Source organism: Aliiroseovarius sp. YM-037, assembly GCF_048060095.1.
Lineage (GTDB): Bacteria > Pseudomonadota > Alphaproteobacteria > Rhodobacterales > Rhodobacteraceae > JBLUOA01.
On sequence record NZ_JBLUOA010000001.1, the window covers coordinates 1,182,080 to 1,208,507 of the forward strand.

Below are 26,428 nucleotides of genomic sequence, written 5' to 3' on the forward strand. Positions count from 1 at the left end.
GGCCCTGCCTTCGTGCCGTCTTGTCCGGCTCTCTCAGGTCAACTGTCGTAGTCTATCACATGACGCAGTTGTTTTTCATATTCGAGCGCTTTGCCGGTGCCAAGGGCCACGCAGCTAAGGCTCTCATCCGCTACGGAAACGGCCAAACCGGTCTGTTCGCGCAGCGCAAGGTCCAGTTCGCCCAGCAACGCGCCGCCACCGGTCAGCATAACGCCACGATCAACGATATCGGCAGCAAGGTCGGGTGGGGTCGCTTCAAGCGCGGTCATCACGGCCTCGCAGATTTGCTGGACGGTTTCGGCCAGCGCTTCGGCAACCTGCGCTTGATTGATCTCGGTTTCTTTCGGCACACCGTTCAGCAGATCGCGCCCACGAATTTGCATGGATGCGCCGCGCCCGTCATCAGGCATACGGGCGGTGCCGATGGTCGTCTTGATACGCTCCGCCGTTGAATCCCCGACGAGGATATTCTGCTGACGACGCAGATAGCTGACCAGCGCGTCATCCATCCGGTCGCCGCCGACGCGCACGGATTGTGCGTAGACGATGTCACCAAGCGACAGCACAGCAACCTCGGTCGTGCCGCCGCCGATGTCGACGACCATGTTGCCGGTCGGGTCGGTGATCGGCATCCCGGCCCCGATAGCTGCTGCAATCGGCTCGGCGATCAGACCGGCGCGGCGTGCGCCTGCGGAAAGGACCGACTGCCGGATCGCGCGTTTTTCAACCGGGGTCGCGCCGTGGGGCACGCAAACGATGATCTTCGGTTTCGAAAACGTCGTGCGTTTGTGAACCTTGCGGATGAAGTGCTTGATCATCTCTTCCGCGGTATCGAAGTCGGCAATGACGCCTTCGCGCATCGGACGGATCGCCTGGATGCTGCCCGGGGTCCGACCAAGCATCAGCTTGGCGTCTTCGCCAACTGCTAGCACCTTCTTCACGCCGTCCTTGATGTGGTAGGCCACAACGGACGGTTCAGACAGGATGACACCGCGCCCCTTCACGTAAACCAACGTGTTCGCAGTGCCGAGGTCGATTGCCATATCGGACGAAAATACGCCGGTGAGTCCGCTGAGCATGAGTTTCAATTACCTTCCAGATACCAAAGAGGGGACGAGACTCGCCCCCTAAGCCGAAAGGTTTATGCGTGTAAGGCCGTGTTCAGTAAAGAGGGGAGAGGTTAGATTCTTGCGCATGTTGTTGCCGAAATCCCCGATATCTGGGTGGGTAGGGGCGGTGTAATTGGGTGAAAATGTTGAAAAAGTGCTATTTTGCTTCGCTGCTTGGCCTTTCAACATCGCAAAAACATCTATAAATCACAATTTCTGAGGTTTCGCGTTCCGGTAGAATCCGCCCGAAAATTAATTCAGATACACGCTGCTTGACGGTCAGGGCAGGCCGATCAGCCCGCCCTGAAGCAGTTACGCAATCGCCGCCGGAGCGGTCTTTTCGCGCCGAACCAGAAGCCGGTTCAGGGCGTTTACGTAGGCCTTGGCCGATGCGACGACGGTATCCGTATCGGCCGACTGGCCGGTGGCGATCTTGCCGTCTTCCTCCATCCGAACGCTGACGGTGGCCTGCGCGTCGGTGCCTTCGGTCACGGCGTGAACCTGATAAAGTTGCAGGTTCACCTCATGCGGAAACAGCGTCTTCACCGCGTTGAATGTCGCGTCAACCGGGCCGTCGCCTTGCGCGGTTGTCTGGTGGTCCACGCCATCAATCGACAGGGTAAGATCGGCGGATTGCGGCGCCTCGGTTCCGCAAATCACCCGCAGGAATTTGACCTGAATCCGGTCATGCTCCGCATCAGAAGACGAATCCCGCATCAACGCCAGCAGGTCGTCCTCATAGACTTCCTTCTTCCGGTCAGCCAGCGCCTTGAAGCGGACGAACACATCCTTCAACTGATTGTCGGCGAGGTTGTAGCCCAGCTCGCTCAGCTTCGCCTTCAGCGCGGCCCGACCGGAATGCTTGCCCAGCACGAGGTTGGTTTCCGCAAGGCCGACATCCTCGGGTCGCATGATCTCAAACGTCTCGGCGTTCTTCAACATGCCGTCCTGATGGATACCGCTTTCATGGGCAAAAGCGTTCTTGCCGACGATCGCTTTGTTGTATTGCACGGGAAAGCCCGACACCGTCGCGACGCGGCGGCTGATGTTCATGATCTTCTGTGTGTCGATCCCGGTGCGGTAGGGCATGATGTCGTTGCGGACCTTCAGGGCCATCACGACCTCTTCCAACGCGGTGTTGCCCGCGCGTTCGCCCAGCCCGTTGATCGTACATTCGATCTGACGCGCGCCCGCTTCGACAGCGGCCAGCGAGTTCGCCGTCGCCATGCCAAGGTCGTTGTGGCAGTGGGTCGCGAAGGTGATCTCATCCGCGCCGGGCACCTTTTCGATCAGCATACGGATCAGATCGGCGCTTTCGCGGGGGGCGGTATAGCCCACCGTGTCGGGGATGTTGATCGTCGTCGCCCCGGCTTTGATCGCAATTTCGATGACGCGGCAGAGGTAATCTTCCTCTGTCCGGGTGGCATCCATCGGCGACCACTGCACGTTGTCGCAGAGGTTCCGCGCCTGCGTCACCGTTTCGTGGATGCGACCCGCCATCTCGTCTTTGGTGAGGTTTGGGATGTCCCGGTGCAGCGGCGACGTGCCGATAAACGTGTGGATGCGCGGCTGCTTGGCGTGCTTCACAGCCTCCCAACAGCGATCAATGTCGGCAGCGTTTGCACGGGCAAGCCCGCAGATCACCGAATGTTCCGCCCGTTTTGCAATCTCGCTGACGGCGTTGAAGTCGCCCTCGGACGCGATGGGAAAGCCCGCTTCGATAATGTCGACGCCCATTTCGTCGAGCATTGCCGCGATTTCCAGCTTTTCCTCATGTGTCATCGTCGCGCCGGGGCTTTGTTCGCCATCGCGCAACGTAGTGTCGAAGATCAAGACGTGGTCTTGCGCTTTTGAATCAGTCATGTCTGAAGTCTTTCATCTTTGTCCTAAACCCTTGGTTCCGGCGCGAAGCACATCCTCTGAGCGGTCGCGCCAACCGGCACGCTCAGAGGCGGGTTAGGAGAAGAAGGGCGCACAGACGCAATGCACCGCCATGGCGGGGTGCTGCAATCGTCATATGTGCGTCAATCGTCATGGGGCAGGATCATAAGCGCTTTGTTTCGGATGGAAAGCGAAAAATTCGTGTGGCGTCGACCCGTGGCGGGATTGATCCGCTCGGTATTCTGGGTCGTAATCGGGATAACAGCAAGGGTGAGTTTGAAACGAGCACTTATCATCGGAGCCTCAGGCGGTATCGGGCAGGCGCTTGGCAGTGCTCTGCGCAATCAGGGCGCGGAGGTGGTCGGGCTGTCACGTAGCCAAGACGGACTCGATATCCGGGATGAGGCAAGCATTGCTGCGGCGCTGGAGCCACTTTCTGGCCAATTCGACCTGATCCTGAATGTGACAGGCGCGTTGGAGATTGACGGTATGGGGCCGGAAAAGGCGATCCGCGACGTCGATGCCGACCGCTTGCATGCGCAGTTTGAGACGAACGCGTTGGGGCCGATGTTGGTGCTGAAACACGCGCTGCGCCTGATGCCCCGCGACCGACGGACGGTTTTCGCGGCGTTGTCGGCGCGTGTCGGCTCAATCGGTGATAACAGGCTCGGGGGCTGGTATTCCTATCGCGCCGCGAAGGCGGCCCTCAACCAGCTGATCCACACTGCGGCGATTGAGGTTGCGCGGACGCATAAACAAGCGATCTGCGCTGTGCTGCATCCGGGGACAGTTCAGACGGCGTTGACCAAGAAATACGTGGGCGATAATCCCGCTGTGCCACCGGAAGAGTCTGCCGCGAACCTGTTGGCGGTTATCGACGACCTCGACATATCCCAGTCGGGCGGGTTCTTCGATTGGCGTGGTGATCCGGTGGTTTGGTAGGCTGGCTAGCGTAGCGCCACCTTAGTTCGCGGTGGTATCTTCCTCGGCGGGGGCTTCTTCGCTCTCGCCCTCAGCCTCTTCATCGACCAGAGCGCCGTTTTCCCACATGCCTTCCGCGACTTCGCCACTCGCATAGCGCATGACGCCCGCACCCTGACGTTTGCCGCCTTCGAAGTTGCCTTCGTAAACGTCGCCATTTGCGTAGGTCACGGTGCCTTCGCCCTCAATCTCTCCGTCGACCCATTCGCCGGAATAGTGGAACCCGTCCGGCAGGCGGATTTCGCCCTGCCCATGCGGCTTGCCGGCCTTGTGGTTGCCGGTATAAACGGTGCCGTCCGCATAGGTCGTGGTGCCCATGCCTTCGCGCTGTCCGTCGACCCATTCGCCTTCGTATTTGAAGCCGTCGGGATAGGTCATCGTGCCTTGCCCGTGGTTGCGGGCATTCTTGAACTCCCCCTCATAGATCAGGCCGCTGGCGTAGCGGGCAACGCCTTTACCCTCAATAACGCCCGCCTTCCATTCGCCCTCATAGGTCGATCCGTCGGGGTAGGTGATGGTGCCGGTGCCTTCGACGAGATCATCGTTGAAATCGCCAACATAGACGGAGCCATCGGGATACGTGACTTCGCCCGTGCCTTCGATCCGGCCCTGCGCCCAGTTGCCGACATAGCGATAACCGTCGGTGCCGGTCAGCGTGCCCTGGCCGTGCCGCGCGTCGTTCAGAAACCCGCCTTCGTAGACATCGCCGTTGGCATAGCGCATGACACCCGTGCCTTCGCGGGCACCCTCGGACAGCTCTCCTTCATAGACATCGCCGTTCGGCTGGGTGAGCGTGCCTGTGCCATGCATCTGCCCTTCGGACCAGCCGCCAGTGTAGGTCAGCCCGTCCGATGTCGTCAGTGTGCCGTCGCCGTGGCTGACCCCGCGCGCCATCGCGCCTTCGTATTTTGAGCCGTCGGGGTAGGTGATCGTTCCGGCACCTTCCTTGACGCCGTTGTTCCACTCGCCCTCGTACACATAGCCGTTCGGGCTGCGCATGGTGCCGACGCCGTGGTGCAGCGCGTTGCGAAAGCCGCCCTCATAGGTCACGCCGTTCACATAGATCGCGATGCCGTTGCCGGTGATCTCGCCAGTGTCCCAGTCGCCTTCATAGGTGCCGCCATCGGCGAAGGTGATCTTGCCAAAGCCATGCGGTTTCCCGGCCTTGAACTCGCCTTCATAGATCGACCCGTTGGCGAATCGCGCAACGCCCTGGCCCTCAATCTCTCCATTCACCCATTCGCCGGTGTATTCATAGCCGGAGGGCAGCGTGTAGGTGCCGCGCCCGTGCTGCTTACCGTCTTGGAACGTGCCTTCGTAGACGCCGCCATTGCTGTCTTCGATCCGCTGGGTTTCGCCATCGGACTGGGCCAGCGCGACACTGGTGGTCGCTGCCGAAATTGCAATTGCGTAGGAAATAGCTCTCAGGTTGACCATCGCCGTCTTCGCTCTGTCCACACTCATTCCCTCGTGATCCCGTCCCGGTTCGTCCCTGTTGTCAGGCACAGACCCTAACGGCGTGGTGGCGGACTGACAACGGATTTTCCCGGTCGGGTCGGGCGCAAGCGCATGGAAACGCGCGTTTGGCTTTTCCTTCGGCGCAACTCTGCTAAGACAGGCGGGTATAGTAGACGGGAACAGACCATGGCCGACCGATTTCGCCTGACGCTCGCACAACTTAACCCGACGGTGGGGGCGCTGGCCGCCAATGCCGACAAGGCGCGGAACGCGTGGGCCGAGGGCAAAGCCGCGGGCGCCGACATGGTTGCCCTGACCGAGATGTTCATCACCGGCTACAACACCCAAGATCTGATTATGAAGCCTGCCTTTGTCGCGGACGCGCTTCGCCATATCGATGCGCTGGCCGCTGATTGCGCGAACGGCCCGGCGCTGGGCATCGGTGGGCCGTGGGCGGAGGACGGAGCCCTTTATAACGCCTATTTCATCCTGAAGGGCGGCAAGGTCGTCAGCCGGGTGCTGAAGCACCACCTACCGAACGAAACCGTCTTTGATGAGGTGCGCCTGTTTGATGCCGGCCCCCTCGGCGGGCCTTACAGCGTTTCCGGCACCCGTGTAGGAAGCCCGATCTGCGAAGACGCCTGGCACACCGATGTGGCGGAAACGCTGGAGGAGACGGGGGCCGAGTTTCTTCTGGTCCCCAACGGCTCCCCCTACTACCGCGACAAGATTGCGGTGCGGCAGAACATCATGGTGTCGCGGGTCGTGGAAACGGGTTTGCCGCTGGCTTACCTCAACATGGTTGGCGGGCAGGACGATCAGGTCTTTGACGGCGGCAGCTTTGTTCTGAACCCCGGCGGGGAGTTGGCGGTTCAGCTTCCGGTCTTTGACGAAGTGATCTCTCATGTCGATTTCACCCGCACCGCCGACGGTTGGCGGGCAGAGAAGGGCGAGATGGCCCACTTGCCAAACGCGTGGGAACAGGATTACCGCTGCATGGTCGAAAGCCTGCGCGACTACATGGGCAAAACGGGATTCAAGAAGGTGCTTCTGGGCCTGTCCGGCGGGATCGATAGCGCGATTGTTGCTACCATCGCGGTCGACGCGCTTGGCCCGGAAAATGTGCGCTGTGTGATGTTGCCATCTGAATATACCTCGCAGGCGTCTTTGGACGATGCTCAGGCGGTCGCGGAAAACCTTGGCTGCCGATACGATTTTGTCCCGATTTCCGAGGCGCGAGCGGCGGTCACAAACACGCTCGCCCCATTGTTTGAGGGAACGGAGCCGGGGCTGACCGAAGAAAACATCCAATCCCGCCTGCGCATGTTGCTGCTGATGGCGCTGTCCAACAAGTTCGGGGAAATGGTGCTGACCACCGGGAATAAATCCGAGGTCGCCGTAGGCTATGCCACGATCTATGGCGACATGGCGGGCGGGTATAATCCGATCAAGGATCTCTACAAAACCCGCGTGTTTGAAACCTGCCGCTGGCGCAATGCCAACCATCGGCCCGATTGGATGATGGGCCCGGGGGGTGAGGTGATCCCGACCAGCATCATCGACAAACCCCCCTCCGCCGAGTTGCGCGAGGATCAGAAGGATGAAGATAGCCTGCCGCCCTACGACGTGCTCGACGCGATCCTGACGGGATTGGTGGACGAGGAACGTTCTGTCGCTGGTCTGGTGGCAGAGGGGTTCGACCGGGATACCGTAAAAAAGGTCGAACACCTGATTTACATCTCGGAACACAAGCGGTTCCAATCCGCACCGGGCGCGCGGTTGACGCCGCGCTCCTTCTGGCTCGACCGGCGCTATCCGATCGTGAACCGCTGGCGGGACAACGGCTAGGCGTCTTCGATGGGTGGCGGGCTGTCGCCCATCAGGTATCGTGCCCCCGATCCGTGGCGTCGCGCGGAGTCTTTCGGGTTGTATAGCTGGCATTTCTTCAGTGAAAGGCATCCGCAGCCGATACAGCCATCAAGATTATCGCGCAGCTTGATCAACGTCTCGATCCGTTCATCGAGCGTTTTGCGGAAATGTTTGCTGATCCGCGTCCAGTCAGCCTTTGTCGGCGCGCGTCGGTCGGGTAGGCGGGAGAGTTGTTCGCTGATCTCCTTAATTGTAAAACCGAACTGCTGCGCGATGCGGATGAAGGACAGTCGTCGGATGTCGGCGCGCCGGAACCGCCGCTGACCGCCGGAATTGCGGATCGGGTGGATCAATCCTTGCGCTTCATAAAAGCGGATTGCTGATACCGCGACTCCGGTTCGGTCCGCCAATTGTCCGATGGAAAGAATATCGTTCGCGTGCATGGGTTTCGACCTCAATTACCGCTTGACCTAAAGTTAGGTTGAGCAATTACGGTTGAAAAATCAATTGTGAATCACTTGAGGAGAGCCCTATGGCCAACGCATCACTGGAACACGTCAACGTCACCGTCAGTGACCCGAAAGCAACCGCAGAGATGCTGTGCACGCTGTTCGATTGGCACATCCGTTGGCATGGCGACGCGAAAGACGACGGCACGACCTATCATGTCGGGAACGAAACCAGCTATCTGGCCGTGTATTCAAAAGGCGGCCATGTGCAGCGCCCCAACAGCTACAACACACCCGGTGGGTTGAACCACATCGGCGTGGTGGTCGATGACCTCGACGCGACGGAGGAGAGGGTGCGCAACGCCGGGTTCAAGCCACACTCCCACGGGAGTTATGAACCGGGTCGGCGATTTTATTTCGATGGCCACGACGGGATAGAGATTGAGGTCGTGGTCTACGGTAACTAGCCCGCTTGGGGTTTTCCCGGTCCGTGCTAGGATCGGGAAAGCCGAGAAAGGGGGGCCACATGGCACAGAACAAAACCCAACCGACATCCATATCGGTCGAAGAGTTCCTGCGCACCGTGACGCCAGAGCAGAAACGCGCGGATGCTGAAACGTTGGATCGACTGTTCCGGCGGGTCACGGGGTTCAACCCTGTCATGTGGGGGCCGTCGATCATCGGCTATGGGCAATACCACTACCGCTACGCCAGCGGGCGGGAGGGTGATTTCCTCGCCACCGGGTTTTCGCCGCGAAAGGCGAACTTCGCGGCTTACATCATGCCGGGATACGCCGATTTCGGCGACATTCTGGAGCGGATCGGGAAACACAAACTCGGCAAGTCGTGTTTCTACTTCAACAAGCTCGCCGATATCGACGCGGATGTTTTGGGCGAATTGATCCGGGCGGGGCTGGATGATCTGGACCAGCGTTGGCCGGTGAAGCCGACCTGATCGGCGGCGGAATCTGGACAAAGCCGCGACACTGTGGAAAACGGACGGGCAAAGGAGAACTTCCATGACCGTCACCCGTTTCGCCCCATCGCCGACTGGCTACATCCACGTCGGCAATCTGCGCACAGCTTTGATGAACTACCTGATCGCGCGCAAGGCTGGCGGGCAATTCATCCTTCGCCTCGACGACACGGACCCGGAGCGATCCAAGGAAGAATATGCCGACGGGATCAAGGAAGATCTCGAATGGTTGGGACTGACTTGGGATCGGCTGGAACGGCAGTCAGAGCGGCTCGACCGATATGAGGCCGCCGCGCAAGACCTGCGGGACAAGGGCCGGTTTTATGAGTGTTTTGAAACTCCGACCGAGCTTGATCTGAAGCGCAAGAAGCAGCTCAACATGGGGAAACCGCCGGTCTACGACCGCTCAGCCCTTGATCTGTCGGACACCGAAAAGGACGCGCAGCGGGCGGAGCGTGGGGCAGGGCACTGGCGCTTCAAACTCGACCAGGAACGGATCGAGTGGAAAGATGGAATACTGGGCGATCTTTCGATTGACGCGGCGAGCGTGTCGGACCCGGTTCTGATCCGGGGCGACGGGCAATTCCTTTACACGCTGGCCTCGGTCTGTGACGACATCGACTTTGGCATCACCCATGTCGTCCGGGGGTCGGATCACGTCACCAATACCGCGACACAGATTCAAATTATCGAAGCGCTGGGCGGCAAAGTCCCTGAATTCGCCCATCATTCCCTACTGACCGGACCGCAGGGCGAAGCGCTGTCGAAACGGCTTGGCACGCTGGCGCTGCGCGATTTGCGCGACCGTGGGATTCAACCGATGGCACTGCTGAGCCTGATGGCGCGGCTTGGATCGTCGCAGCCTGTCGAACTCTGCTCGACCATGGAAGAATTGATCGCGGGCTTTGACATCAGCACCTTCGGCTCCGCCCCGACGAAATTCGATGTCGACGATCTTTTGCCGCTGACGGCGCGGGTCAATCAGGCGCTGCCGTTCGCCGAGGTCGCGCCCCGTATCGCCGCGCTGGGCGTGCCGGACGATCAGGCCGAGCGGTTTTGGGCTGTGACCCGCGAAAATATCTCTGTCCTCGACGATCTTGGTCCGTGGTGGACGATGATGCGCGATGGGGCAGAGCCGGTGATTGATGACGAAGACGCCGAATTCGTCGCGCAAGCGATGGAGCTACTGCCCGACGCCCCGTTTTCCGAGGACACATGGGCGAACTGGACCGCGGCGGTGAAAGAGGCAACAGGCCGCAAGGGGCGCGGCCTGTTCATGCCGCTGCGCAAGGCGCTGACCGGGCAGGCACATGGGCCGGATATGTCGACTCTGCTACCGTTGTTGCAGGTTGTCCGCGCCCGCAAGTAATCTAGGCGCGCCGGATAATTGCCGAAACGGACGCTAGGTGGTCATCAACCAACTGGCGTTCTACATCTGACGTTTCGCGGTGTCGCGAATAAACCGGTGCCGCGCGGTCATCAAGGATCGTGGCGTCCCAGCCATCGGTGGTTGCAAAGAACCGCGCGACGCCTTCCTCGCCAAACTCGGCCAGATAGCCTTGTATCACGACGTCGAGGTAGCTTAGCAGCACCGGATGATCCGGGCCGGGCCGCTGATGTTTGCCCGCCGGGATGGCATAGATCGCAATATCGGCCGGGTCTGGTATCGCATGGCTGACGGCGGTCGTCGCATACAGCCGTTCGTAAGCGTATTCGCGCGCGTCGAGGGCGCACCAGTCATGGCCCGGCACCTCAGCCACCAAACCGTCGATTTCGGTGTCCGGGCAAGGGACGGCTGTCAGGAATGACACCGCCCTGACAGGCGAATGCCGCCACGCCCGCCGCCATCCGCTGATCCGGGCAGGTGATGCGTTTTGGTAGCTATGGGTGCCCCGGTTCACCAATGACCCGTAGCCGAAGAAAAATGGGCGTCGCATGTCAGCAGTTATTCGCCTCTCTTTGCCTTTGCGCAAGCCCTTGCGTGCGGGGTGTGATAGATGTCGGACATGGTCCTTACCGCGCGATTGTCGTTGCACCTTGTTCATCAATCAGTAATCTAAGTTACCTAGCGTCAACTTTGAACCGTCTGAGCCATGTCAGGATAGTGTATGAGCACGGAAAAGCTGCGTTCTTCAGCCGAAGAAAGGTCCGCCGCGCATGGGCGCAGCGATATGACGGTTGAGGCGTTGACGATCCGTTACGCGGTGCTGAGGTCCGTTGAAATGCTCGACGAATTGCCCGAGGCGGACAGGGCGCAGGTCGCATTGCTGCTGGCACGGGACTTGCTGTTGATCGCGCAAGGAAACCTGAAAGCGGACAAAGACGATGTGCGCCGCCTGAAGGCATTGCAGGCAGGTTTGCAAACGGTGCTAGAGGCGACGCCGCAGGGCTGATTCTGCCAGCCAACGGCCGACATCCTCAAGTTTTAATGACAGATCGCGCCGCATGGCCTACGCTTCAAGCGTACTGGTCCAAAGGAGAACGATATGTCAGTTGCCCGCGTTACAGAAATCATCGCCTCATCCGAAAAAAGCTTTGAAGATGCCGTCAAAGAAGGCGTGGATCGCGCCTCTAAAACCCTGAAGAACGTCCAGAACGCTTGGGTTCAGGATCAGAAGGTCACCGTCAAAGGCGGCAAGATCAGCGAATACAGAGTTAACCTGAAGGTCACGTTCGTTCTGGACGACTGATACTCAGTTGCGACTGTGCGGACTACGATTGTTGGCTTCGCTGTTGCCCTCATCACGTTAACCAACTGCAAACCATCCGCCGTTAGCCCCGAAAAAGGGCTTCGGCGGCTCTGGTCTATCTGTGCGCACGCAACTAGTCTTGGCCGCTGAGGCCAGGCAAGAGGGCGTAATGCGCAAACCCAGCTTAGACACCAAGGCAGAAGAGATGGCGCAGCGCCGCAGCGGGTGGCGCACGATCCGGCGCGTTGCCCCGTATCTGTGGCCGAAGGATCAAACGTGGGTCAAACGCCGCGTCGTGCTGGCGTTGGTCATGCTGCTGGTTGCTAAAATCGTGGCTGTCGGCACGCCGTTTCTTTACAAGGCCGCGGTCGACAAACTGGCGGGCGAAGGGCTGCCCGCTGCCTGGATGCTGGGTCTCGGCGCTGTTGGCCTGACCGTCGTTTACGGAATGGCGCGCGCGATGACGGTCGGCTTCCAGCAGCTCCGCGATGTGATTTTCGCGCGGGTTGGGCAGCGGGCGCTCCGAAAACTGGCGCTTGAGACGTTCACGCATATTCACCGCCTATCCATGCGCTACCACATCACGCGCAAGACCGGCGGACTGTCGCGGATCATCGAACGGGGCGTGAAGGGCGTCGATTTCCTGCTGCGGTTCCTGTTGTTCAGCGTTGGGCCGCTGGTTCTGGAACTGGCGATGATTTCGGCGATCCTGTTTTTCGTATTCGACGTTTGGTATTTGGCCATCGTGGTTGTCACGATTGGCTTTTACATTTGGTTTACCTTTGCCGTGACCGAATGGCGGGTGAAAATCCGACGAGAGATGAACGATCAGGACACTGACGCAAACCAGAAGGCCATCGACAGCCTGCTGAACTTTGAAACGGTCAAATACTTCGGCGCGGAAGAGCGGGAGGCGACCCGCTACGACGGCGCGATGGAGCGTTACGAAAGCGCGGCGCTGAAGACGTCTTATTCGCTCGGGTTTCTGAACTTCGGACAATCGGTGTTGATCACCGCGGGCCTGATCGGCGTTATGGTTCTGGCCGCGATTGGGGTGCAGTCGGGCGATCTGACTGTCGGGGACTTCGTGATGGTGAACGCTTACATGATCCAGATCACCATGCCGCTGAACTTCCTTGGGACGGTCTATCGTGAAATCCGGCAATCGCTTGTCGATATGGGAGAGATGTTCGACCTTCTCGAACAACCTGCAGAGGTTGAGGACAAGCCAGACGCGAAGCCGATCAAGGTAAATGGCGGAGAGGTCGTGTTCGACGATATCGTCTTTGGCTACGACCCCGAACGCCCGATCCTGAAAGGGGTGTCGCTGACCGTGCCGCCCGGCGGCACCTTGGCGATTGTTGGTCCGTCGGGATCGGGTAAATCCACGATTGGGCGTCTGCTGTTCCGGTTCTATGATGTGAACAACGGTGCGCTTCGGATCGACGGGCAGGATTTGCGCGACGTGACGCAAGACAGCTTACACGCCCAGATCGGAGTGGTGCCGCAGGACACGGTGCTGTTCAATGACTCCATCTACTACAACATCGCCTATGGTCGCCCTGATGCAAGCCGGGCAGAGGTTGAGGCCGCCGCCATCGCCGCCCGTATCGACGGGTTCATTCGCAGCCTGCCGGAAGGCTATGAGACACAAGTGGGTGAGCGTGGACTAAAGCTGTCAGGCGGCGAAAAACAGCGGGTCGGCATCGCGCGAACGCTGCTGAAGAATCCGCCGATCCTGCTGCTTGATGAAGCGACGAGTGCTCTTGACACCGAGACGGAACGCGACATTCAGGAAAGCCTGCGCGAGATGGGGCAGGGGCGGACGGTTATCACCATCGCCCACCGGCTGTCGACGATTGCGGACGCGGATCAGATCATCGTTCTGGAAGACGGCGTCATCACCGAAACCGGGCGTCATGACGATCTGGTCAATCGCGGCGGACGTTACGCGAAGATGTGGCATCGCCAACAGGCAGAGGCAGAGGATGACGCGGCGGTCGCCTGACGTCTACTCCGCCGCTTTGATCCGTGCCGCTTCCTTGACCGCGGGATCGTCGCCTTGATCCTCGGGGTCTTGGTCTTTCGGGTCAGGCTGCGTGGCACGGACGACCGGGCGCTGTTCAACCGCATCGACATCCCACAAAAGCTCTGGCGTGTTGATCCGCGACGCGGCTTTCCGAAGCGCCCAATCGCGGGCCGCTTGGCTGCTGCGACCCATCGATAGTTTCGCCAGCAGTTGCCCGATCCACTGCGCGTAGGTCGTGACCCAGACGCGCAAGGCCAGCATGGATGGCGTGAAGATCAGAGTCAGCACCGTCGCGATCCCAAGGCCAAAGACAACGGCGGTCGCAAGCTGCTTCCACCATAGCGCGGTCGGGCTGTCGATGGAGTAACCCCCGTTGATAAAGTCGAGCGACAGTCCGAACATCATCGGCGCAAGGCCCGCCATCGTTGTGATCGTCGTCAACAGAACTGGCCGGATACGCGCCTGCGCGGTGCGGGTTATCGCCTCAATCCGCGGCATGTAGCGGCTGTATTCCTGATAGGTGTCGATCAGCACGATATTGTTGTTCACGACGATCCCGGCGAGGGCGACGATCCCCGTGCCGGTCATGATGATCGAAAACGGTTGGTTCCAGACGAGCATCCCGATCAGCACCCCGGTGGTAGAAAGAACCACTGCAAGCAGCACCAGAACGGAGTTGTAGAAGCTGTTGAACTGCGCCAGCAGGATGATGAACATCAGACCAAGTGCACCCGCAAAAGCCTGCATGAGGAAGGCACCGGATTCGGCCTGATCTTCCTGATCCCCGGTCCATTCCCAACTGATGCCAGCGGGCAGGGGTTCTTCGGTTTCCAGCCATTTGGTCAGTTGGGCGATCCGTTCATTTCCGTTCATCGGAACCAGATTTACTGTCGCCTTGCCTTTATCAATCTGACCTTGAACGACGTCGAGCTCGATTGATTGTGCGACGTTAGGAACATTGTAGCGATAGACAATCGGGTCCAAGAAAAGCGAGAGCAAGAAGTTGCGTTCTTGGGTCAACGTGACATTGAAGGGATCGCCGTTTGCCACATCTTCGTCGGACACCGCATAACCGAAACCGACGTCCAGCTTGCCATCCTCGACCGGTTCACCATCGTCATCCAGCGGTATCATTTGAAGAATTTCGATCCCTGGAAGGACGTTCGCCTTTATGTCAAAATAGCGTTCCTGATCGTCGCGGTCGATCTGCGCCAGTTCACGCACGGGCTTGCGGGAGATGAAGTTCGATAGCGGCACAAGACCGTCCGCTGTCCGCAGCTTCAGCGTGTCGAGCGTCGCGAGAACGCGGTCATCTTCGGGCAGGCGCACGCGGATTTCGATTTCTTCATCCGAACTGTCGACACGCATGGTGTCGAGCAGAAGCCCCCGCGTCACAAGCTGGACCATGCCGCCAACCGTCGCAACATCCGCGCCGTAGCGTCCGGCTTTTTCAACATCCACGTCGATCTGCCAGTCGATGCCGGGCAGGGGCAGCGTGTCTTCGATATCCTCAAGGCCAGCCGTGCTGTTAAATTGGTTGCGCACCGTCGCCGTCGCTTCTTGCAACGCATCCCAATCGTCGCCCTTCACGCGCAGATGCACAGGCTTGCCAGAGGCCGGGCCACGGCTGAGGTTCAGGATTTCGGTCTGAATTCCTGGCAACTCAGCCAGCCGCCGCTCAAGGTTTTCGAGCACGACGTCGCCGTCAAGTTCGGGCTGGTCAGAGCGTTCTTCCCAACGCACAAGTTCAATCTGCACCCGCCCAATCGTGTCGCGCGGTGATCCTGCGCCACCGTCATTGGCGTTCAGCCCACCTTCACCCGCAAAGGCAAATGCGCTGTCGACGCCTTCGGTTGACAGCACGACGTCTTCGACAGCCTTCACGGCGGCGTCCATTTCCTCAAGCGACAGGTTGCCGCGTTGGCGGACAAAGACGATTGCCTGCTCCGGTTCACTATCGACGAAGAAATCGACCCCTTGGTTGTTGGCGGAATACACGTTGAATGTTGTGACGACGAATAAAACGACAGCCCCGATTGAGACAACCGGCATGATTGGATTGCCCGCGATGAAGTGGATAAATTTTCCAAAGGGCGAGCGGCGGTAGCCCGCCTTGATCCGGTTCGAACGCCTCTCAACCTTCGCGGCACCCAGCGTGATTGATGACAGCGCGGCACCGGCCAGCAAGATGATCGCGCCCGGCAGCAGGCTGACCCCGGGGGGCAGGGGGGAGGTTCCGCCAAACAGATAACCAGTGTTCAGCAACTGCATGATGCCGATGAAGATCAGGAACAGTGACGGCGGCACCATCGCGGCGCGCACCAGCCACGGCAGCCCTTTCAGGCTGTCCGAGGTGTTGCCAAACAGGCGGGAGACTCGGCCAAACACACCGCCCATGACGGGCAGATAGATTAACGCGACGACCAGCGACGCCGACAAAACAAAGATCAGCGTAACGGGCAACATGCCCATGAACTGGCCGGGAACACCGGGCCAGAACAGCATCGGAAGGAAAGCACACAACGTCGTCGCGGTCGAAGACACAATCGGCCAGAACATCCGCTTCGCCGCCTCAACATAGGCGTGCATGGGGCCGGAGCCTTCGCTGATCCGCCTGTCCGCGTATTCGACGACAACAATTGCGCCGTCAACAAGCATCCCGACCGCAAGGATCAGCCCGAACATAACGATGTTCGACACGGTGATGCCCATAAGCGCGAGCAGCACGAAACACAGCAGGAACGACGTCGGAATCGCGAAACCGACCAGCAAGGCCGAGCGTACGCCAAGCGCGCCGAGAACCACGATCATCACCAGCGCGATGGCAGTCAGGACCGACCCTTCAAGCTGGCTGACCATGCTGCCAACGGTCACGGATTGGTCGTTCGACGTGCCAACGGCAATCGCCTCGCGCAAATCCGACGGCCACGTGGCCTGTTCGGCCTCAACCTCTTCCCGGACCAGCGCCGTGGTGTCGATGATGTTGAAACCCTTGCGCTTCACGATCTGAAGCGCGACGGTGTTTTCCCCGTTAAAGCGCGCGGTTCCCGATCGGTCTTCAAAGGTCAGCCGAATATCGGCCAGATCGCCAAGCGTTACGACACGGTCGCCATTCGTCTTGACGGGCAAGTTGAACACGTCCTGTGGCTCATCGAACGACGACGGAATTTTGACCGAGAACGCACCTGTCGGTGTTTCAATTTCACCCGCCGCGATAAGCTGGTTGTTGTTGCGCACAACGCCGATCAATTCCGCCGCTGTGACGTTGTAGGCTTCCAGCCTCAGCGGGTCGATCACGACTTCAAGCATTTCGTCCCGGTGGCCGGCAAGGGTCGCCTCAAGCACCGGTTCCAGCCCCTCCAGACGGTCTTGCAAATCCTTGGCGACGCGCAAAAGCGTGCGTTCGGGCACGGCGCCGGTCAGGTTCACGATGACAATTGGAAATTCGGAGAAGTTGATTTCGTTGATCGAGTAGGTTTCCGCGCCATCAGGAAATTCCGCTTCGACCGTTCCCATCTTGTCGCGCACATCCGCGATGATCTGGCCCTTGTCCCAGCCGAACTCAAACTCAAGCGCAATGCCCGCGTAGTTTTCGGCTGCGGTGCCGGACATGGATTTCAGGCCGTCGAGGTCTGAAAGCTCTGTCTCCATCGGTTTCAGCAGCAGTTTTTCTGAATCCTCCGCCGAAATGCCTGGGAAGGGGACGGAAATGAACAGCGCCGGGATCTCGATATCAGGCTCGCCCTCTTTCGGGAGCACGGAATACGCCAGCGCACCTGCCGTCAAAGACAGCAGGATAAAGGCGATCACCATGCGCGCCCGTGAGGCGGCCCAATCGACGAGACCTGTCATTTGGTCGCCTCGTTTTTGTAGGTGACGTCCATCTTAACCCCATCGGTCACGAATTCCTGACCGGCGATAATTACCGCAACTTCGGTCGGCAGTCCGGCAAGCCAGACGCCTTCGGTCGTGTCGCGCAGCAGGGTGACGGGGGCGAATTCGGCCTTGTCTTCCTCACCCACCAGCCGAACGCCCAAGCGCCCGTTATCGTCCAGCGTCATCGACGATTGTGGAAGTAGGTGGGCGGAGTTACCTTCGGCGGCCACGACGATTTCAACGGTTTGACCGTCACGGATGGCCTCGGCCTCGTTATCCACTTCGATTTCAAGGCGGAATGTGCGGGTCAGCGGATCGGCGGAGCGGGACAGGAACGTCACTTGACCGACGACATTCTGCCCCGTCGCGAGCCGCGCCTGGGCCATCGCGCCGAGGGTGATGCGCCCGACTTCGGTTTCCGGCACGAACCCGACCAGCTTGATCGGATTAAGCTGAATGACGGTCGCGCAAGGCGATCCCGGCTGCATCAGCGATCCCAGCTCTGCCGTGTCGGATTCGAGTAGACCGGCGAAAGGCGCCCTGATTTCCAGTCGCTCAATCTCTTTCTCAGCCGCTTCTACCGCGGCTTGGGCGGTTTGCAGCGCAGCGCGGGCGGACACGACGCGGGTTTCCGATGCGAATCCGTCGTCTGACAGGCGTTCGGCGGCGCGGGCATTGATTTCAGCCTCGGCCAAACGGGCCTTCGCTTCGGCCAAGGCGGCGGGCCGTGTTCCGGGATCAAGTTTGCAAAGTAACTCGCCCGCCTCAATCTCCGCCCCTTTGCGGAGCGGTTCTGATACGACCAAGCCAGACGTTTCGGACTTAACCTCAACCTGCCGCGCGGCTTCAGTCTGGCCGCGCAGGATCACGGCGCTATCGACCGATTGGGCAAGCGACCGCTGCGCCACGACCGACACCAGCGGCTCCTCCGGCGCTTCCTCGGGCGCTGTTTCTTCGGTGGCGACATCTTCATCCCCCGACGCAAACCCAAGCAGAGTGTCGCGCTCAAGCACGAGGAAATACAAAAAACCGGCGACCAGCACAGCGGTCAGGATTGATAATAATCGCATTAAACCTCTCGGCGCCTATGCGCGCTCGACTCAGTCTGGAAAAAACGGGGCCATTAAACCCGGGCGTCCAATACAATAGATACGCTGAACTATCCAGTTTAGATTTATCAGAAGATAAGCGCTCCACCCATAATCAATCAAGAGCTTGCGACCCTTTGCAAACTGCATCATCTCGGAGTAAGAGGGCGGTAATTGGTTATTCCGCCCGTTTCGGAGGCATTTGTGAGCGACACTGAAAGTTTTATCGAAGAGGTCAGCGAAGAAGTTCGTCGCGACCGTTTGTTCCGTCTCATGCGCCGTTACGGCTGGATCGCAATTCTGCTTGTGGTGCTTCTGGTCGGGGGTGCTGCGTATAATGAATGGCGGAAGGCGCGTGATATTGCAGCCGCGCAGGCGGTTGGTGACAGCCTGATTACAGCGCTGTCTGCGGACGAAAGCGAAGCCCGCGCCGAAGCGCTCTCTGAACTGGAGGTCGAAGGCGACGCATCCGCCGTTCTGGGATTGGTGCAAGCGGCGGAGGCCCAGAACGCAGACGACCCGGCAGCCGCTGTAGCTGCGCTTGACCAAATCGTCACCGACTCGGGTCTGCCGCAGGTTTATCGCGATCTCGCGGTCCTGAAACGCGTGATCGTTCAGGCAGATAGCGCGTCGGTCGAAGATCGCCGCGCAGCGCTTGAAGGTATCGCCGCGCCGGGTGCGCCTTTCCGCCTGTTGGCCGAAGAACAGCTCGCCCTATTGGACCTTGAAGGCGGCGATGCAGAGGCGGCGATCACCCGCCTTCAATCGATCCTTGTCGATACAGAGGTGACAGCAGGCTTGCGAAACCGTGTTTCTCAGTTGATTGTGGCGCTTGGGGGCGAGCCCGAAGCGGGTTGATCGCCGGGTGAATTGTTTAAGACGGGTGCCAGCAGTATCGGCACCGTGACATAAGAACGAGGGGACGAACGCAGTGAAGCTGATCCAATCCGTAGGGTTTCTGGCAGCGATCGCCGTTCTGGCATCGTGCGGCGAAAGAGAAGTGATCTTGCCGGGCGAACGGCTCGACCTTCGGAATCCGGCCGTTATTTCGGGCGCTGATCCGCTGGACGCCAACGCCGAGGCGGCGGAAGAGGGCGAGGTAAACCGCGCTGTTGCGATCAATCTGCCCGGTCAGGTGAACCACGGCGCGTGGACACATCGCTATGGCAACCCGACGCACCGGATCACTCACCCCGCGCTTGGCGCGAATTTGACCCCGGTTTGGTCTGCGGACATCGGCGCTGGTGACGGGCGCAAGCACCGCATCACCGCTGATCCGGTCATTTCGGACAACCGTGTCTTCGCGATGGATGCGCGATCGCAGGTTTCTGCCTTCTCGACCCAAGGCGCGCGACTGTGGACCGCTGATCTGACCCCCGGCTTTGACCGGAACGAAGACGCGACCGGCGGTGGCTTGGCTGTGTCCGGCAACACCCTTTATGCGACGACCGGTTTCGGCACGCTGAGCGCGATTGACGTTGCGACGGGGGGCATTCGCTGGACCCAGCGGGTTGATGCCCCGACAACGGGCGCGCCGACCGTCGTTGGCGATCTGGTCTACGTGGTGTCCCGCGATGGCCGCGCATGGGCCGTCGATATCGAAGAGGGTCGCGTGCAGTGGGAACTGCCGGGCGTCCCAAGCGAATCCGTCATGGTTGGTGGGGCTGGCCCCGCCGTCACAGATAAGATCGCGATTTTCCCGTTCGGCTCTGGCGATATGGTGGCGAGCTTCCCGCGCGGCGGTGTGCGCCTTTGGGCGGCGAGCCTTGCCGGACAGCGCCGTGGCCGCGCCTATGCTGCGGTGACTGACGTAACGGGCGATCCGGTCGTGGATGGGGATGTCGTCTATGCTGGCAGCTCCTCCGGTCGTCTTGCGGCCCTGAATACCCGCAGCGGGGATCGTATCTGGACCGCGACCGAAGGCGCGCTTAGCCCCGTATGGCCCGCTGGTGGGTCTGTTTTCCTTGTCTCCGATCAGGCAGAGCTGTTGCGGCTTGACGCAGAAACCGGAGAACGGATCTGGGGTGTTGATCTGCCCTATTTCGAAAAGGAACGTCTGCGCCGCCGCAAAGGGGTCTTTGCACATTACGGTCCGATCCTTGCCGGTGGGCGTCTGATCGTTGCATCGAGTGACGGTCAAATCCGCTCTTACAGCCCGACGGATGGCAGCCTGCTGTCGTCGGTCGCGATTTCGGGGGGGGCAACCACCAACCCGGCGGTTGTGAACGGAACGCTTTATATCGTTTCGTCCAATGGAAAACTCCACGCTTTCCGCTGATCCAAATTTGCTGTATCGGGGCGGCTTGATCCGTTTTGGAGCCGTGACATGAGCTTTACGCTGGCCATCGTTGGCCGCCCGAATGTGGGGAAATCCACGCTGTTTAACCGCCTTGTCGGGAAGCGCTTGGCGTTGGTTGATGACCAACCCGGCGTCACCCGCGACCTGCGCGAGGGTGAGGCGCGACTGGGCGATCTGCGTTTCACCGTGATCGACACGGCGGGACTTGAGGACGCGACCGATGATTCCCTGCAAGGCAGAATGCGGCGACTGACCGAACGCGCGGTTGAAATGGCCGATGTCTGTCTGTTCATGATCGACGCCCGCGCGGGCGTTCTGGCCACTGATCAGATGTTTGCCGAAATCCTGCGCAAGAAAAACGCCCATGTCATCCTCGCCGCGAACAAGGCCGAAGGTAAAACTGGCGAGGAAGGGTTTCTTGAAGCCTATTCGCTTGGTCTTGGCGAACCGCTCCGCTTGTCCGGCGAACATGGCGAGGGGTTCGAAGACCTTTATGCGATGCTGATGCCGCTCGCCGACAGCTTTGCCGAACGGGCCGAAGCGGTGATGCCCGAGGTCGATGTCGACGTGTCCGATGATGAGGAAGACTTCTCCGGACGCTCGCGTGATTTTAATGATGGAAAGCCGCTGCAAATTGCAGTTGTCGGCCGTCCGAATGCCGGAAAATCCACACTTATCAACCAATTGATAGGCGAAGAGCGACTGCTGACCGGGCCCGAGGCCGGGATCACCCGTGATGCGATTTCTCTGACCTTCGACTGGGCCGGAACGCCGGTCCGCATGTTCGACACCGCCGGAATGCGCAAAAAGGCGAAGGTTCAGGACAAGCTTGAAAAACTCTCCGTCTCTGACGGGCTGCGGGCGGTGAAGTTTGCCGAAGTGGTTGTCGTTTTGCTCGATGCGGCCATTCCGTTTGAACAACAAGACCTGCGTATTGCCGACCTCGCCGAACGGGAAGGGCGCGCCGTCGTCGTTGCCGTCAACAAATGGGACATTGAGGGCGAGAAGCAGGAAAAACTGCGTGATTTGAAGGAGTCCTTCACGCGGCTTCTGCCGCAGCTTCGCGGCGCACCCCTCATTACGATTTCCGCCAAGACCGGACGCGGCATGGATCGCCTTCGCGATGCCGTCTTGCGGGCGCATGACATTTGGAACCGACGGGTGTCGACCGCCCAACTGAACCGTTGGTTGACTGGTATGGTTGAGGCGCATCCCCCCCCCGCGCCCGCAGGCCGAAGGATCAAGCTGCGTTACATGACCCAAGCCAAGACCCGCCCGCCGGGTTTTGTCGTGATGTGTTCCATGCCGGAAAAGCTGCCGGAAAGCTATTCTCGCTACCTTGTCAACGGGTTACGCGACGACTTTGACATGCCGGGCACGCCGATCCGCCTGTGGATGCGCAGCCAGTCGGATAAGAACCCTTACAAGGACAAGAAAAAGTCGACGCCGTCGCGTTTGCGCAAGCACACTGGGAAAAAACCGCTGTCGAAATAGCTGCGGCTTAATAGACCATCTGTCGATTGCGCGCCGTGCTGTAAACAAGCGTCGCGATCCACGACGCGGCCGCCAGCGCACCGATTGCGATCGGCGTATTCGCCGACGCGTTCTGGACCGCTACGGCAACGAACGCCCATACCACTGCCGCCCCGTATTCCGGCGCGCGACGCAGGCGTAGCTGGATGAAGCTTGCGAATATCGTCGCCGCGATCAACCCGATCCACGCCCAGCCAACCATGTCCGTTCCGACCCCGTAACCTGCGCCAAGCAAGGCAAGCGAAACGAAACTGGCCGCCGACAGCCACCCGGCGTAAATCGCGATGGGGGCCTGTAGGGCCCAGCGGTCTTTCCTTGGCGTGCGAAACAGGGCATCCAGTGCGGCGATCAACATGACCCAGATCAGGATCGTCGCCCAGGCCGGGCTGACCTTCGCGACCGACAGCCACGTCGCCCCAACGCCAAGGCTGACGATCAAAGGCAAACGGGTCTGGTCCCATCGACCATCTCTTGTGCGAGAGAAAAGTCCGACCCCCGCCATCAACAGCAGCCAAAGATAGATCGGCCCCCAGATCGCAAACGCATATCCGGCCGGTTGGATCGGCGGGTTCACTTGCGGGACGGGATAGCGTTGCGGGTCGAATCCGTCAAAGCCGGGGGAAAGGAATACCGGCGCCAGCGCAAAGGCCAGCGCCGCGACAAAGGTCAGCAAGGCTTTGAGTGGGGTCATGTCAGTAGAACGTCCAATGACAGCGTTTGGTTCAATTTCGGTTGTAACCTAAAATCAGGCCAGAGTTCCGTCCGCTGCCACATGCGTTTTACCACCCAGATAAGGATGCAGAACCTCAGGCAAAGTGACCGAGCCATCCTCTTGCTGACCGTTTTCCAGAACCGCGATCAAGGCACGACCCACCGCAAGGCCAGAGCCGTTGAGCGTGTGCAAAAACTCAGGCTTACCGCCATCCGCAGGCTTGAACCGCGCGTTCATCCGCCGCGCCTGATAGTCGCCAGCGGTCGAGACAGAGCTGATTTCACGATAGGTGTTCTGACCGGGCAGCCAAACCTCAATGTCATGGGTCTTGCGCATCCCGGCGCCCAGATCGCCGGTGCAGAGCACGACGGTCCGGTAGGGCAAGCCCAGCTTTTCGAGAATCGCTTCGGCGCAGCGGGTCATGCGGTCGTGTTCCTCACCCGACAGGTCGGGGTGGACGATCGAGACCATTTCGACCTTTTCGAACTGGTGCTGGCGCAGCATACCGGATGTGTCGCGCCCGGCGCTGCCAGCCTCGGACCGGAAACACTGCGTGTGCGCGACATAGCGGCGGGGCAGGTAGCCTTCTTCAACCACCGCACCGTTCACGAGGTTGGTCAGCGTGACCTCAGCCGTCGGGATCAGCCACCAACCATCCGTGGTCTTGTAGCTGTCTTCGCCGAATTTCGGCAGTTGGCCGGTGCCATACATCATTTCTTCGCGCACCAGCACCGGGGTCCAGGTTTCCGTCAGCCCGTGTTCCTCGATATGCGTGTTCAGCATGAACTGCGCCAAGGCCCGGTGAACCCGCGCAACGGCCCCCGACATCACGACAAATCGCGAGCCGGAGAGTTTGGCGGCAACCTCAAAGTCTAGCCCGTCTTGCACGGCAGCAAGCTCGTAATGTTCTTTCGGGTCAAAATTGAACACACGCGGCGTGCCCCAGCGGCGAATCTCGACGTTGTCGTCTTCGTCTGCACCGTCCGGGACGTCATCAAATGGGATGTTCGGCAGAGCCATCAGCAGATCGCGCAACCGGGCGTCCTCGGCCTTGGCTTCATCTTCCAGCCGGGCAATTTCTTCTTTTTTTTCAGCGACAAGTGCACGAAGGCGTTCGAATTCGGCCTCGTCGCCCTTGGCCTTTGCGGCCCCGACTTCTTTCGAGGCGGCGTTCCGCTCCGCCTGCGCCGCTTCCGAGGCCGTGATCTTGGCCCGCCGGGCTTCGTCAATCGCCAGAACCTCAGCAGACACGCCCGAAAGCCCGCGACGTGCCATACCGGCGTCAAAGCTCTCTGGGTTTTCGCGGATTGCGCGGATGTCGTGCATAGGTCCGATCCTTTGGATTGATGTTTGTTTTGCAGCCCCCATATGCCCCAAGACGTTGCGCAATTGAACCGGGAAATGTGCCCTTAGTCGCCTTGCCAAGCAAAAGGGCCACATATAGGGTGCGCGCCAGTCTGGAAACGCCGGGGCCATGACCCCGAAGCATGAATGAAAGTGACGCCATGGAAGCCTTGGGCCAGTTTATTCCTCTCATACTGATCTTCGCGATCATGTATTTGCTGTTGATCCGTCCGCAGCAGAAAAAGGTGAAAGAGCATCAGGCGATGGTTGCGGCCCTGCGCCGAGGCGATCAAGTGGTCACGCAAGGCGGGCTGATCGGCAAGGTCACTAAGGTCAAGGAAGGCGATAACGAGATCGAAGTCGAAATCGCCAGCGGCGTCAAAGTGCGGGTCATTCAATCGACCGTCGCGCAAGTGCTGAACAAGACTGAGCCCGCGGCTTAACAAACACTTTAGATCGGGCAGAACACATGCTGCACATCCCCCTTTGGAAGCGGGTCGTGATCTGGGCGCTTTGTGCGCTTGGCCTGTTCATGGCTTTGCCCAACGCCTTTTATCCCCGTGTCGAATTACATAACGACGCCGTGAAAGCTATTGAAATCTCGGGCGAAACGCCGGAGCTTCTGGCCGACCAAAGCGCGTGGCCGGATTGGATGCCGTCCTCTCTGGTGAACCTCGGGCTTGACCTTCGCGGCGGTGCGCATCTGCTGACCGAAGTGCGGGTAGAGGAAGTTTACAAAACCCGGATCGAAGGGATGTGGGCACCGATCCGTGACCTGCTGCGCGAAGAACGGGCAACCGTGGGCACCATCCGCTTGCAGGACGGGCCGGACGACGAACTTCGCATCCGTATTTCGCAGCCCGAGGGGATGACCCGCGCGCTGGAAGTCGTGCGCAGCTTGGCGCAACCCGTTGTGACCCTGTCCGGCGTCGGTGCCAGCGATATCGAAGTCACGGGGCAGGGCGACATTCTGACCGTCAGGCTGTCCGAACAGGAACGCGCGGCAACCGATGATCGCACCATGCAGCAATCGCTTGAGATTATCCGCCGTCGGGTGGACGAGGTTGGCACGCGCGAACCGACGATTCAGCGGCAAGGATCGGATCGTATTCTGGTTCAGGTGCCGGGTCTTGGTTCTGCGGCAGAGTTGAAGGCAATTCTCGACGTTCCGGCGAAACTAGAGTTCAAACCCGTTGTCGGTGCGCCGACGCGGGACGCAGACGCGTCGCCGGGGATCGGAAATGAACTGCTACCGTCAGTGGAGGATGAAGGGCTTTTCTACATCGTCGAACGCGCCGCCGTTGTGACGGGTGAGGAGTTGACCGACGCGCAGCCGTCCTTTGACCAGAACAACCGCCCGGCTGTTAGTTTCCGCTTCAACCCATCCGGTGCGCGCAAGTTTGGCGACTATACGGCTGAGAACATCGGCTCTCCATTTGCGATTGTTCTTGATGAAGAAGTTATCTCTGCCCCTACGATCCAAAGCCATATTCCGGGCGGGTCCGGCATCATCACCGGGCAATTCTCGGTTGAGGAATCAACCGAGCTTGCCGTGTTGCTGAGGGCGGGGGCGTTGCCTGCGGGCCTCGACATTCTCGAAGAACGCACAATCGGGCCGGAGCTTGGGCAAGACAGTATCGACGCGGGCAAGCTCGCCTGTATCGTCGCCTTTGCTGCCGTTTTGGTATTCATGGTGCTGAGCTATGGCCTGTTCGGGCTGTTCGCGGACATCGCGCTGCTGATCAATGTCGGGCTGATCTTCGGATTGCTTAGCGCGATTGGCGCGACGCTGACCCTGCCGGGCATTGCGGGGATTGTGCTGACCATCGGTATGGCGGTCGATGCGAACGTGCTGATTTTTGAACGTATCCGCGAAGAACTGAAAACCGCGAAAGGCCCATCGCGAGCGATTTCGCTCGGCTATGAAAAGGCACTGTCCGCCATTCTTGACGCCAACATCACGACGTTTATTACCGCTGTGATCCTGTTTGCCATGGGCTCCGGCCCGGTGCGCGGCTTTGCCATCACGCTTGGGCTTGGCATCCTGACATCGGTGTTCACGGCGATCTTTGTGACCCGCATCATGATCGTGATCTGGTTTGAACGTAAACGTCCCAAGACAATCGAGGTGTGA

The 26,428-nt window shown here is 59.8% G+C and carries 22 protein-coding genes; 13 read left to right on the top strand and 9 right to left on the bottom strand.

What is annotated here, in order from left to right; all coding sequences use genetic code 11:
- Window positions 1–38: 38 nt before the first annotated feature.
- Window positions 39–1,079 (bottom strand): rod shape-determining protein, encoded by a 1,041-nt coding sequence (locus tag ACEWPJ_RS05800; protein ID WP_416511614.1) that lies wholly within the window; start codon window positions 1,077–1,079, stop codon window positions 39–41.
- Between the two features lie 342 nt (window positions 1,080–1,421).
- Window positions 1,422–2,972 carry a 2-isopropylmalate synthase gene (locus ACEWPJ_RS05805; protein ID WP_416511616.1) on the bottom strand — a complete coding sequence of 517 codons (1,551 nt, stop codon included), beginning with the start codon at window positions 2,970–2,972 and terminating at the stop codon, window positions 1,422–1,424.
- Window positions 2,973–3,266: 294 nt separating this feature from the next.
- On the opposite strand from ACEWPJ_RS05805, the gene ACEWPJ_RS05810 reads away from it, so the two are divergent.
- Window positions 3,267–3,932, top strand: a complete 666-nt coding sequence (locus ACEWPJ_RS05810) for an SDR family NAD(P)-dependent oxidoreductase (protein ID WP_416511618.1) — start codon at window positions 3,267–3,269, stop codon at window positions 3,930–3,932.
- A gap of 21 nt (window positions 3,933–3,953) precedes the next feature.
- Here the strand turns inward: ACEWPJ_RS05810 and ACEWPJ_RS05815 are convergent, their stop codons facing one another.
- A complete protein-coding gene (locus ACEWPJ_RS05815; protein ID WP_416513009.1) occupies window positions 3,954–5,408 on the bottom strand; it encodes a 2-isopropylmalate synthase in 1,455 nt (484 codons plus the stop codon).
- A gap of 207 nt (window positions 5,409–5,615) precedes the next feature.
- Here ACEWPJ_RS05815 and ACEWPJ_RS05820 point away from each other — a divergent pair, with 207 nt between their 5' ends.
- Window positions 5,616–7,277 (top strand): NAD+ synthase, encoded by a 1,662-nt coding sequence (locus tag ACEWPJ_RS05820; protein WP_416511619.1) that lies wholly within the window; start codon window positions 5,616–5,618, stop codon window positions 7,275–7,277.
- Here the strand turns inward: ACEWPJ_RS05820 and soxR are convergent.
- Window positions 7,274–7,741 (bottom strand): redox-sensitive transcriptional activator SoxR, encoded by a 468-nt coding sequence (gene soxR / locus ACEWPJ_RS05825; RefSeq protein WP_416511621.1) that lies wholly within the window; start codon window positions 7,739–7,741, stop codon window positions 7,274–7,276. The two genes, ACEWPJ_RS05820 and soxR, sit on opposite strands and share 4 nt — an antisense overlap.
- A gap of 89 nt (window positions 7,742–7,830) precedes the next feature.
- Here soxR and ACEWPJ_RS05830 point away from each other — a divergent pair, with 89 nt between their 5' ends.
- From ACEWPJ_RS05830 to gltX, 3 genes are all read left to right on the top strand, one after another.
- Complete coding sequence (locus ACEWPJ_RS05830) at window positions 7,831–8,214, top strand: VOC family protein (protein ID WP_416511623.1); 384 nt, start codon at window positions 7,831–7,833, stop codon at window positions 8,212–8,214.
- Between the two features lie 59 nt (window positions 8,215–8,273).
- Window positions 8,274–8,702 (top strand): DUF1801 domain-containing protein, encoded by a 429-nt coding sequence (locus ACEWPJ_RS05835; RefSeq protein WP_416511624.1) that lies wholly within the window; start codon window positions 8,274–8,276, stop codon window positions 8,700–8,702.
- A 64-nt stretch (window positions 8,703–8,766) separates the two neighbouring features.
- Complete coding sequence (gene gltX, locus ACEWPJ_RS05840; RefSeq protein WP_416511626.1) at window positions 8,767–10,092, top strand: glutamate--tRNA ligase; 1,326 nt, start codon at window positions 8,767–8,769, stop codon at window positions 10,090–10,092.
- A 1-nt stretch (window position 10,093) separates the two neighbouring features.
- Here gltX and ACEWPJ_RS05845 read toward each other — a convergent pair whose 3' ends face one another.
- On the bottom strand, window positions 10,094–10,660 hold the full coding sequence (locus tag ACEWPJ_RS05845) for a gamma-glutamylcyclotransferase family protein (protein ID WP_416511628.1): 567 nt from the start codon (window positions 10,658–10,660) through the stop codon (window positions 10,094–10,096).
- Window positions 10,661–10,831: 171 nt separating this feature from the next.
- On the opposite strand from ACEWPJ_RS05845, the gene ACEWPJ_RS05850 reads away from it, so the two are divergent.
- The 3 genes from ACEWPJ_RS05850 to ACEWPJ_RS05860 all read left to right on the top strand — a co-directional run bounded on the left by ACEWPJ_RS05850 (window position 10,832) and on the right by ACEWPJ_RS05860 (window position 13,421).
- Window positions 10,832–11,116, top strand: coding sequence for a hypothetical protein (locus tag ACEWPJ_RS05850; protein ID WP_416511629.1), 285 nt, complete (start codon window positions 10,832–10,834; stop codon window positions 11,114–11,116).
- 93 nt (window positions 11,117–11,209) lie between these two features.
- Window positions 11,210–11,413 carry a dodecin family protein gene (locus tag ACEWPJ_RS05855; RefSeq protein WP_416511631.1) on the top strand — a complete coding sequence of 68 codons (204 nt, stop codon included), beginning with the start codon at window positions 11,210–11,212 and terminating at the stop codon, window positions 11,411–11,413.
- 169 nt (window positions 11,414–11,582) lie between these two features.
- Window positions 11,583–13,421 (top strand): ABCB family ABC transporter ATP-binding protein/permease, encoded by a 1,839-nt coding sequence (locus ACEWPJ_RS05860; protein ID WP_416511633.1) that lies wholly within the window; start codon window positions 11,583–11,585, stop codon window positions 13,419–13,421.
- A gap of 3 nt (window positions 13,422–13,424) precedes the next feature.
- Here the strand turns inward: ACEWPJ_RS05860 and ACEWPJ_RS05865 are convergent, their stop codons facing one another.
- On the bottom strand, window positions 13,425–17,294 hold the full coding sequence (locus ACEWPJ_RS05865) for an efflux RND transporter permease subunit (protein WP_416511635.1): 3,870 nt from the start codon (window positions 17,292–17,294) through the stop codon (window positions 13,425–13,427).
- The gene (locus tag ACEWPJ_RS05870) at window positions 17,291–18,388 is read right to left on the bottom strand and encodes an efflux RND transporter periplasmic adaptor subunit (protein ID WP_416511637.1); all 1,098 of its coding nucleotides are present in this window, start codon (window positions 18,386–18,388) and stop codon (window positions 17,291–17,293) included. Before ACEWPJ_RS05870 ends, ACEWPJ_RS05865 begins: the two co-directional genes overlap by 4 nt.
- A gap of 222 nt (window positions 18,389–18,610) precedes the next feature.
- Between ACEWPJ_RS05870 and ACEWPJ_RS05875 the strand changes: the two genes are divergently transcribed.
- The 3 genes from ACEWPJ_RS05875 (at window position 18,611) to der (ending at window position 22,199) form a co-directional block, all read left to right on the top strand.
- Complete coding sequence (locus tag ACEWPJ_RS05875; protein ID WP_416511639.1) at window positions 18,611–19,264, top strand: hypothetical protein; 654 nt, start codon at window positions 18,611–18,613, stop codon at window positions 19,262–19,264.
- 73 nt (window positions 19,265–19,337) lie between these two features.
- Entirely contained in the window at window positions 19,338–20,684 is a 1,347-nt protein-coding gene (locus tag ACEWPJ_RS05880; protein ID WP_416511641.1) for a PQQ-binding-like beta-propeller repeat protein, read from the top strand.
- Window positions 20,685–20,732: 48 nt separating this feature from the next.
- The gene (gene der / locus ACEWPJ_RS05885; RefSeq protein WP_416511643.1) at window positions 20,733–22,199 is read left to right on the top strand and encodes a ribosome biogenesis GTPase Der; all 1,467 of its coding nucleotides are present in this window, start codon (window positions 20,733–20,735) and stop codon (window positions 22,197–22,199) included.
- A 7-nt stretch (window positions 22,200–22,206) separates the two neighbouring features.
- Here der and ACEWPJ_RS05890 read toward each other — a convergent pair whose 3' ends face one another.
- Both ACEWPJ_RS05890 and serS read right to left on the bottom strand, forming a co-directional pair.
- A complete protein-coding gene (locus ACEWPJ_RS05890; RefSeq protein WP_416511644.1) occupies window positions 22,207–22,929 on the bottom strand; it encodes a hypothetical protein in 723 nt (240 codons plus the stop codon).
- Window positions 22,930–22,983: 54 nt separating this feature from the next.
- Window positions 22,984–24,276 carry a serine--tRNA ligase gene (serS, locus tag ACEWPJ_RS05895; protein ID WP_416511645.1) on the bottom strand — a complete coding sequence of 431 codons (1,293 nt, stop codon included), beginning with the start codon at window positions 24,274–24,276 and terminating at the stop codon, window positions 22,984–22,986.
- Between the two features lie 179 nt (window positions 24,277–24,455).
- On the opposite strand from serS, the gene yajC reads away from it, so the two are divergent.
- A complete protein-coding gene (yajC, locus tag ACEWPJ_RS05900; RefSeq protein WP_416513010.1) occupies window positions 24,456–24,737 on the top strand; it encodes a preprotein translocase subunit YajC in 282 nt (93 codons plus the stop codon).
- A gap of 26 nt (window positions 24,738–24,763) precedes the next feature.
- On the top strand, window positions 24,764–26,428 hold the full coding sequence (gene secD / locus ACEWPJ_RS05905; RefSeq protein ID WP_416511646.1) for a protein translocase subunit SecD: 1,665 nt from the start codon (window positions 24,764–24,766) through the stop codon (window positions 26,426–26,428).